The sequence below is a fragment of the Paraburkholderia sp. XV genome, from assembly GCF_020177535.1.
In the GTDB taxonomy this organism is placed as follows: Bacteria; Pseudomonadota; Gammaproteobacteria; order Burkholderiales; family Burkholderiaceae; genus Paraburkholderia; species Paraburkholderia caribensis.
Genome location: NZ_JAGUUD010000072.1, coordinates 37,666 through 45,789 on the forward strand (window position 1 = coordinate 37,666; position 8,124 = coordinate 45,789).

Consider the following 8,124-nt stretch of genomic DNA (forward strand, 5'->3'; position numbering starts at 1 on the left):
CGCATTCTGTTCATCAACGTTCTCGCTTCGAACGCCTGTATTGATGCACGCGTCGCGCATCATGCGTCGCGTTGCGCGACGCCCGCCGATTCGAAGCTCGCCATCTCGTTGACGAATGCAACGGCTGCGCGCAGCAAAGGCATAGCAAGCGCCGCGCCCGTTCCTTCGCCAAGACGTAGATCGAGCGCGAGCAGCGGCACCGCGCCGAAGTGATCGAGCATGCGCCGGTGCCCTGCTTCGTTCGACGCGTGCGCGAACACGCAGTAGTCGCGCACGGCGGGCGCGAATGCATCGGCCGCCAGCAGCGCGGACGTCGCGATGAAACCATCGACGACGATCGTCATGCGTGCCGCCGCCGCTGCCAGGTACGCACCCGCCATCATCGCAATCTCGAAGCCGCCGAAGGTTGCGAGCACATCGAGCGGATCATTCGATGCCGGGTGATACGCAAGCGCCGCCGCCAGCACGTTGCGCTTCTTCACGAGCCCGGCGTTGTCGAGGCCCGTGCCGCGCCCGACGCAATCGTCGACGGGCACGCCGCACAGGCGGCTCATCAGGCACGCAGCCGACGACGTGTTCGCAATGCCCATTTCGCCGAAGCCGATCACGTTGGTGCCGAGCGACGCATGATGACGAACACGGTCCGCGCCCGCGCGCATCGCGGCGAGTGCTTCGTCGCGCGTCATGGCCGGCTCTTGCGCGAAGTTGCGCGTGCCACGGGCGATGGGGATATCGACGAGCCTTTCGTGCGGCGCGAACTCATGCGCGACACCTGCATTCACCACTTCGAGTTCGAGGCCCGCCACGCGGCTGAACGCATTGATCGCCGCCCCGCCCGCGAGAAAATTGAGCACCATCTGCGCCGTCACCGCTTGCGGATACGGACTCACGCCCGCGTTCGCAATACCGTGGTCGCCGGCGAAGACGATCATCGCGGGACGTGTGACGGTGGGCTGCGTGCTGCGCTGGATCATGCCCATCTGACGCGCGAGCGTCTCGAGCTGGCCGAGACTGCCGGGCGGCTTGGTCTTCAGGTCGATGATGCGTTGCATCTCGGCGCGCAATGACTGTTCGAGCGGCTCGACGATAGGCAGGGAATGCGAAGTGGTCATGTTCGTGTTTGCGTGAAGAGTTCGGTTCATGCGTGTTCAGTTGCGAGACGCTGCGCGCAGCGCCGGAATCAGCGCTTCATCGTCGCCGTCACGGATCAGCACGAGCGGATAGCCGAAGGCGCGGCTGGCGAGTTCGGGCGTCAGCACGTCGCGTGCGCGTCCTGCATGCGCGACGCCGTTGCCTTCGAGCAGCAGCGCGTGCGTCGCGAACCGCCGCGCGAGATTCAGATCGTGGCACGAGAACATCACTGTACGCCCGCCGCCGCGCGCCCATCCGCTCAATGCTTCGAGACAGTCGATCTGATGATGCAGGTCCAGATGCGCGAGCGGCTCGTCGAGCAGCAGCAGCGGCGCGTCCTGGCACAGCACGGCCGCGAGCGCGACGCGCTGCCGCTCGCCGCCCGACAGTGACAGCACGTCGCGCGCAGCGAAGTCCGCGAGACCGAGCGCATCGAGCGCCGCATGCGCGGCGGCGCGATCCTCGTCGCGCTCCCAGCCCCATCCCGCGAGGTGCGGAAAACGGTTCAGCAGCACGATATCGAGCACGCTCGCGCTGAACGCATCGTGCGATGTTTGCGGCATCAACGCACGGCGCTGCGCGAGGCGCGCGAGCGGCCATGCGTTCACCTGCATTCCGTCCAGTTCGATGTGTCCTTTCGCTGGACGCACAAGACCCGCGAGCGTCGAGATGAGCGTCGTCTTGCCCGCGCCGTTCGGACCGGCGATGCACCAGACTTCACCTGGATAGAACGTGTGCGTGAAGTCACCCAGCAAGGTGCGCGAGCCGGCCCGCAAGGTCAATTGGTCGGCATGCAGGGTGGCATCGGCGCTTGTGTCTGCGATCATGCGTGCGTTCATGCGCGCCTCCGTCGAAGCAGCATCCACAGGAACACGGGCACGCCGATCAACGCGGTGATGACGCCGACGGGCAACTGCGCGGGCGCGATCACCGTGCGCGCGACCAGATCGGCGCCCATCACGGCAACGCCGCCGCCGAGCGCGGCTGCGGGCAGGAGCATCCGTTGATCGTTGCCGAACGCGAGCCGCAGCATGTGCGGCACGACGAGCCCGACGAAGCCGATCGTGCCGCCCGTCGTCACGGCAGCGGCGGCGGCGAGCGACGCGACCAGATAGACGCGCAGCCGCGCGCGCATCACGGGCACGCCGAGCGCTTGCGCCGCGGCGTCACCACGCAGCAGGACATTGAGTTGCGGCGCGATGGGCACGATCGCGAGCAACGCGATGCACAACGCAGCGAGTGCGAGCCACGGCGCGCCGCCGCCGTTCAGATCGCCCGTCAGCCAGAACAGCATGCCGCGCAGGCGGCTGTCGGGCGCGACCGTCAACAGCAGCGTAATCACGGCGCCCCACCCGGCCGCGATCACCGCGCCCGTCAGCAGCAGACGCGGCGATGCGTCCTGCGGCTCGCCGCGCCACAGCGCGCCGCGTGCAAGACCGAGCACCAGCAGGATCGAGACGAACGCTCCGGCGAACGCCGATGCATCGACGATCCACCACGCGCAGCCCGCCATCATCGCGACCAGCGCGAAGCTCGCCGCGCCGCCCGACACGCCGAGCACATACGGCTCGGCCAGCGGATTGCGCAGCAGCACCTGAAGCAATGCGCCCGCGAGCGCAAGCAACGCGCCGCAACCGAAGCCGGCGAGCGCACGCGGCAGGCGCAGCGTGCGAACGATCTGCGTGGCGAGATCGGACGATGCATCAGGCGACGGCAGCAACGCATCGAGCACGCGCGACGGCGCGACGCTCACGCTGCCGAGTGCGAGCGACGCCACGAAGACCACGAGCGCCGCGATGCCGAGCGCCGTCCAGATGGCGAGCGCGCGCTTCGCACTCATGCCGCGCGCGAGCTGGACCGGTCGGGGTTGCGGCTGACGTTGCACGAGTCCGCTCATCGCGCGTTATTGCTGCTGCCAGCCGAGCGTGAGGTAGGCGCCGCGCCTTGGCGTGTTGTACGTGTAGGCGAGTTCATAGTCCTTGTCGAAGAGATTCTGGATTTGCGCGGCCACGTACCATGACTTCGTGATGTTATAGCGCGCGGACAAGTTCACGATGCCATACCCGCCGAGCACCGTGCCGCCGTCGTCGCGCTCGCCGCTCACGAGCCATTCGCCGCCCACCCGCCAGCTGCCGAGATTGCGGTTCGCGGCGAACGACGCGAAATGACGCGCGCGACGGTTCAGGTCGGTATGCGTGTCTTCATCGACGGGATTCTGGAACGTCACGGCCGCGCGCACGTCGGTTTTGCCCACATGGCCCTGCCACGATCCTTCGATGCCCTGCACTTTCGCATGTCCCACGTTCTCCGCGACGTAGATGCCCGGCGTGGTCTGCACATAGTCGATGAGGTTCGTATAGCGCGTCTGGAATGCCGTGAGCTTCAGCAGGCCGAGCGCGTCGGATGCGTACTGTAGTGCAGCTTCGACGGAATGGCTGTGCTCCGGTTGAATGAGCGGATTGCCGCTGTACGGGTAGTACAGATCGTTGAAGCTCGGCGCGCGAAACGCATCGGACCAGCTTGCAGTCACCTTCCAGTGCTCGTTGAAGTCGTAGCCATAGCCCAGATAGTAACTGTTGGCTCCGCCGAAATCCGAGTACTGGTCGCGCCGCAGGTTCGCCTGGACCTGGCTGTTGCCGAAGCGCCCCGTGTAGCCCGCGAATACCGAGTTCACGTGACGCGCGGGCGCGCTGTACTGATTCGAGTCGAGCGTCTGGTCGAGATGCTCGTAGCCCAGTTGAAGCTTTTGATCGCGCGAAAACGTAAAGTCGTTTTGCCACGTGTACTGCCGGTTGTCCGAATCGTAGCGGTATAGGTAGTCGCCGTTGAGCGACGTGTTGCTGCGATCGTTGCCTGTCGCGACGACGAAGCGCGTGGTCCACCAGTCGGTGAGCTTGCCGTTCGCGAAGGCTGACGCCGTCTGCACCTTGCTGTGCAGATTGTTGAGATCGGTGGGCAGACCGAAGGGATTGTCGAAGCTGTCGTTGCCGTTCGACTGAAAATAGCGCAGGCCGATGTCCCACTGGTCGTTGAGCTTGTGGCGCAGCGACGCGCTCACGCTCTCGTTGAAGTAACCGTTTGCGTTCGGATTGACGGGCGCGAGCGCCGGGTCGATCGACGAAAAACCGTCCGTCTTCGCGCGCGCGAGTGTGACGCTGAAGGTCGTGCGGCCGTCCTTGTCGAGTGCACCGTCGACGCCCGCCGCCTGGCGTTGCGTGTGATAGCTGCCGTACTCGACGTCGAAGTGAAAACGCGGCGGATGATTGCCGCCGTCCTTCGTGAACACCTGCACTACGCCGCCGATCGCACCCGATCCGTACAGCGCCGACACGTTGCCGTTGACCACTTCGACGTGATCGATCTGGTCGAGCGGAATCTGTTCGAGCTGCGCGTTGCCCTGGCTCACCGAGTCGACGCGCACGCCGTCGATCAGCACGAGCGATTGCGTCGCCGACGCGCCACGCAGAAAGAGACTCGACGTCGCGCCTGGCCCGCCGTTTCGCACGATCTGCGCGCCGGGCGCGAACTGCAGCAGTCCCGGCAAATCGCGCGCGCTGCTGTCCGCGATGTCCTGCGCGTCGAACAGCGTGGTCTGCGGAATCGCGTCGGCGAGGCGCTGCGCGCGACGGTCGGCTGTCACCACGATGGGCGACAACGTCGCCGGGATCGTCTTTGACGACATGTCGGTCGAGCCGTTGTCCGATCGATCCGTGGATGTGGCGGATGGGTTCGCCTCGTCGGCCGTCTGCGCGCCTGCGGCGAGCGGGACTGAAGCGAAGGCGATCACGGCGAGCGCAGCAAGCGGCGCGCGTGTGAAGTGTGGGCACAGCGGGCGCGGAAACACCTGGCGCAGATACGCCGGGTGGACAAACACGGAGGTGAGCATCGAAAGAGTCCTGTGGGCCTGTGCGCGGCCCGCTCCTCGTGGGCCGATGCCTGTACAAGGAGCAACACCCTCCTTGCCTCCGGCCGGTATCCGGGCTGACGACTGGCCGACCCGCCTTCCCACGCAGCATGCGCAGTGGCGCTTCGCACGGCATCGGCTCTCATGGATGGCTCGACGCGTGCATGGGTCGACCTGCAGGAACTGCGGTCGTTGTACCGTTGCGAGGACAGCGCAGGTTGGCTCGTCCGGGCGGACTTCGCTCCCTGCTTCCCGTTTAACTGCGCGCGGCGCGATACCGCGCGCGGGCACCAGAGTGCCGCAAGTTTAGAAGTGGCGCACACACGCGTCAAGAAACGCGGGGACGGCGCAGGGACGACGAGGGTGGACTGTTAGAAAGAGTCCCTTTTTCAAGGGTAAAAATGCGTGAATCGCGACGACACACCTGGATAATGCGGCATTAAAGCGCTACTGTTACGTCTCGAAACGAGACAAATGCCCGAGCGTGCGACATTCCGCGCTAGAATGCCATGTCTTTAGAGGACGCAGCACATGCTCACCGAACTCGAAACACTGTCACAGAACATCGGCCGGCTGATCGAGATCAGCCAACGCTACAACGAAGCGCGCCTCGCACTCGAAGAACAGCTCGCACAAGCGCGCGCCGAATGCGAAGCGACCCGCGTAGAACTCGAACAGACCCGCGAAGAACGCGCCGCATTGCAAGCGGAGCGCGATGCGCTGTCCGCGAAGATCGACGACGCCCAGGTGCGTCTGAACGCCATCCTCGAGAAGCTGCCGCGCGCTCGCGGTCATGAGCCCGACAATCAACTCGATCTCCTCGCGCCCGAGCAGCAGGTGCAGGCCAATCACGACGCGAACAACGACGCGACCCGCCACGGAGAAAACGCATGACCACGAAGCAGATCGAAGTGTCGATCCTCGGCCAGCCCTATCGTCTCGCCTGCTCGCCGGAAACGGAAGCGGCGCTGCTCGAAGCGGTGGCGCGTGTCGACGCCGAGATGTCGAAGATCCGCTCCAACAGCAACGTACGCGGCCAGGACCGTATAGCGGTGATGGCGGCATTGTCGCTGGCATCGGAACTGCTTAGGTTGCAAGCCAGCGTGCGACACGGAGAATCATTTCCCGCCGAAGAAATCCGGCGTACAATGCACCAGATGAATGAGCAGCTGGGCACTGTGATTCAACAGTACAGCAGCGTGCAGTAAAGAAAATTCTGGTGGGCTTGATTGTTTCGCGGTCGGGCTCATGTTGTAGAGCAAACGTTTTAAAGCTTCCCTGCCTGGTTCGCCAAGGTCATATATTCCTTGAACCAATGCTATGTGCACGGTTGCGGAAATTTGTAGCACGGGTGTGCGCGTCACTCTGTCTGATGTACCCGAAGTGCTGCTAACTGCGACCAATTCTGAACCTCAGGTTCAGGATGCCGGCCTAGCGGCTAAGGCGGGGACCCATACGAACGGCATCGGACTTTGTCCGGTGCCGTTTTTCTTTGGGCGCGCGCTTTGTGCAGATTGGCGCGCTCCGCGTTGCAAGCCGTTTGAAGCAGTTCGACGAAGACCTTCCTTTTATCTCACGTTCAATCCGACTCATGCGCTACTGGCTGATGAAGTCCGAACCGGACGAAGCGAGCATCGACGATCTCGCGAATGCCCCGCAACGCACGCTGCCCTGGACGGGCGTGCGCAATTATCAGGCGCGCAACTTCATGCGCGACGTCATGAAGATTGGCGACGGCGTGCTGTTCTACCACTCCAGTTGCCCTGAGCCGGGCATTGCGGGCATCGCGGAAGTATCGTCGACGCCCTATCCCGACCCGACCCAGTTCGATCCGAAGAGTCCCTATTACGACGAGAAATCGACGCAGGAAACGCCGCGCTGGACGCTCGTCGATGTCGTATTCAAGAAGAAGATCAAGCTGATTGCGCTGGCGGCGTTGCGCGAGCATCCCGAGCTTGCCGACATGCGCGTGCTCGCGAAGGGCAACCGTCTGTCGATCACGCCCGTCACGGAGGCGGAATGGGCGTTCATCACGAAGCAGCTTGCAAAGCGCGCTGCATGAATGCGTGGTGAACAGGCGTTCGCGTGAGATTCGAGCATTCACTCGGGAACCAGACGCCCCTTTCAGACGCCTAACCGCCTCGCAAGCGTCATGCCACGCGCGCCGCGCCACTGCGTCTGGCGACGCGGACCTCGACGCATGCATGCACAACCTGCTCAACAAAGGAGTCGAAGAATGACCAGAAAATCTGCGCTCGTGTGGGCGCTCGCGGCCGGCGCGTGCGCGGCGCCTGTTGCACTTGCGCTCACGTCCGTCGCGGCCAATGCGCAAACCGCTGTGCAGCAGTACCAGCCGGCCGGCGTGCTGTCGCTGAACGCGCAGGCGAGCGCCGATATACCGCAGGACGTTGTCGATATCACGCTGTTTTACGAACAGGAGGCGAGCGATCCGTCGTCGCTGACGGGCACGTTGAACCAGCATGCTGACCAGGCGTTGCAGAAGGCCAAGGGCGTGAGCGGCGTGACGGCGCGCACCGGGTCGTTCTCGATCTATCCGTCGACGGATCGCGACGGGCGCATTTCCGCGTGGCGGGGCCGCACGGAGATCGTGCTGGAGTCGCACGACTTCGCGGCGGCGTCGAAGCTTGCGGGGCAATTGTCTTCGATCATGCAGGTTGGGAATGTGCAGTTTTCACTGTCGCCGGAGGCTGAGCGCGCTGCCGGGCAGAAGTTGACGGGACAGGCGATTGCATCGTTCAAGCAGCAGGCTGGTGCGGCTGCGCAGGCATTCGGGTATAGCGGTTATACGATTCGTGAAGTGAATGTCGGGCATAGTGGCGGCGTGCCGCCGCGGCCTGTCATGATGATGAGCATGCGGTCGGATGTTAGTGCCAAGGCGGCGGCGCCTGTGCCGGTTGAAGGTGGGACGTCCACCGTGACTGTTAATGTTTCAGGGTCTGTGCAGATGAAGTGATTTTTTTTGTCTGCGACGCTGGTGGGGTGGTTTTGATTTTGCTGGCATTCGCGAATTGGCTTTTCGCTGGCATCCGCGTTACGTTAGCTCGCTTCACGCGTCGCCCCTGTGCGGG

8 protein-coding genes, 1 other RNA gene and 1 riboswitch are annotated in these 8,124 nt (G+C 64.1%); of the genes, 5 read left to right on the plus strand and 4 right to left on the minus strand.

All coding sequences use genetic code 11. The features are described from left to right. Window positions 1-59: 59 nt before the first annotated feature. Genes cobT through KFO72_RS27725 form a run of 4 tightly spaced genes read right to left on the minus strand, consistent with a single transcriptional unit; the run spans window position 60 to window position 5,017 of the window. Complete coding sequence (gene cobT / locus KFO72_RS27710) at window positions 60-1,112, minus strand: nicotinate-nucleotide--dimethylbenzimidazole phosphoribosyltransferase (protein WP_225033463.1); 1,053 nt, start codon at window positions 1,110-1,112, stop codon at window positions 60-62. 36 nt (window positions 1,113-1,148) lie between these two features. Next, window positions 1,149-1,970, minus strand: coding sequence for an ABC transporter ATP-binding protein (locus KFO72_RS27715; protein WP_225033460.1), 822 nt, complete (start codon window positions 1,968-1,970; stop codon window positions 1,149-1,151). Continuing rightward, window positions 1,967-3,028, minus strand: coding sequence for a FecCD family ABC transporter permease (locus KFO72_RS27720; protein ID WP_225033461.1), 1,062 nt, complete (start codon window positions 3,026-3,028; stop codon window positions 1,967-1,969). The genes KFO72_RS27715 and KFO72_RS27720 overlap by 4 nt, the downstream gene beginning before the upstream one ends. Window positions 3,029-3,034: 6 nt before the next feature. Then, window positions 3,035-5,017: a TonB-dependent receptor domain-containing protein gene (locus KFO72_RS27725; RefSeq protein WP_412101802.1), complete on the minus strand. Its 1,983-nt coding sequence runs from the start codon at window positions 5,015-5,017 to the stop codon at window positions 3,035-3,037. Window positions 5,018-5,080: 63 nt separating this feature from the next. Next, a riboswitch (cobalamin riboswitch) is annotated at window positions 5,081-5,345 on the minus strand. A 221-nt stretch (window positions 5,346-5,566) separates the two neighbouring features. Between KFO72_RS27725 and KFO72_RS27730 the strand changes: the two genes are divergently transcribed. The 5 genes from KFO72_RS27730 to KFO72_RS27750 all read left to right on the plus strand — a co-directional run bounded on the left by KFO72_RS27730 (window position 5,567) and on the right by KFO72_RS27750 (window position 8,009). Then, window positions 5,567-5,929 carry a hypothetical protein gene (locus KFO72_RS27730; protein WP_054929856.1) on the plus strand — a complete coding sequence of 121 codons (363 nt, stop codon included), beginning with the start codon at window positions 5,567-5,569 and terminating at the stop codon, window positions 5,927-5,929. Then, window positions 5,926-6,243 (plus strand): cell division protein ZapA, encoded by a 318-nt coding sequence (locus KFO72_RS27735; protein WP_036003393.1) that lies wholly within the window; start codon window positions 5,926-5,928, stop codon window positions 6,241-6,243. Before KFO72_RS27730 ends, KFO72_RS27735 begins: the two co-directional genes overlap by 4 nt. 64 nt (window positions 6,244-6,307) lie before the next feature. After that, window positions 6,308-6,489, plus strand: a non-coding RNA gene (gene ssrS / locus KFO72_RS27740) — 6S RNA. Window positions 6,490-6,626: 137 nt separating this feature from the next. Further along, window positions 6,627-7,097 carry an EVE domain-containing protein gene (locus tag KFO72_RS27745; protein ID WP_054929884.1) on the plus strand — a complete coding sequence of 157 codons (471 nt, stop codon included), beginning with the start codon at window positions 6,627-6,629 and terminating at the stop codon, window positions 7,095-7,097. Window positions 7,098-7,271: 174 nt separating this feature from the next. Then, complete coding sequence (locus KFO72_RS27750) at window positions 7,272-8,009, plus strand: SIMPL domain-containing protein (RefSeq protein ID WP_225033462.1); 738 nt, start codon at window positions 7,272-7,274, stop codon at window positions 8,007-8,009. The last annotated feature ends 115 nt before the right edge of the window (window positions 8,010-8,124 follow it).

What these genes read in the sequence shown, in the direction of transcription:
- KFO72_RS27750 (WP_225033462.1), top strand. Translation starts at nt 7,272, where the DNA reads ATGACCAGAAAATCTGCGCTCGTGTGGGCGCTCGCGGCCGGCGCGTGC.
- KFO72_RS27720 (WP_225033461.1), bottom strand. Translation starts at nt 3,028, where the DNA reads ATGAGCGGACTCGTGCAACGTCAGCCGCAACCCCGACCGGTCCAGCTC.
- KFO72_RS27725 (WP_412101802.1), bottom strand. Translation starts at nt 5,017, where the DNA reads ATGCTCACCTCCGTGTTTGTCCACCCGGCGTATCTGCGCCAGGTGTTT.
- KFO72_RS27730 (WP_054929856.1), top strand. Translation starts at nt 5,567, where the DNA reads ATGCTCACCGAACTCGAAACACTGTCACAGAACATCGGCCGGCTGATC.
- KFO72_RS27715 (WP_225033460.1), bottom strand. Translation starts at nt 1,970, where the DNA reads ATGAACGCACGCATGATCGCAGACACAAGCGCCGATGCCACCCTGCAT.
- KFO72_RS27735 (WP_036003393.1), top strand. Translation starts at nt 5,926, where the DNA reads ATGACCACGAAGCAGATCGAAGTGTCGATCCTCGGCCAGCCCTATCGT.
- KFO72_RS27745 (WP_054929884.1), top strand. Translation starts at nt 6,627, where the DNA reads ATGCGCTACTGGCTGATGAAGTCCGAACCGGACGAAGCGAGCATCGAC.
- cobT (WP_225033463.1), bottom strand. Translation starts at nt 1,112, where the DNA reads ATGACCACTTCGCATTCCCTGCCTATCGTCGAGCCGCTCGAACAGTCA.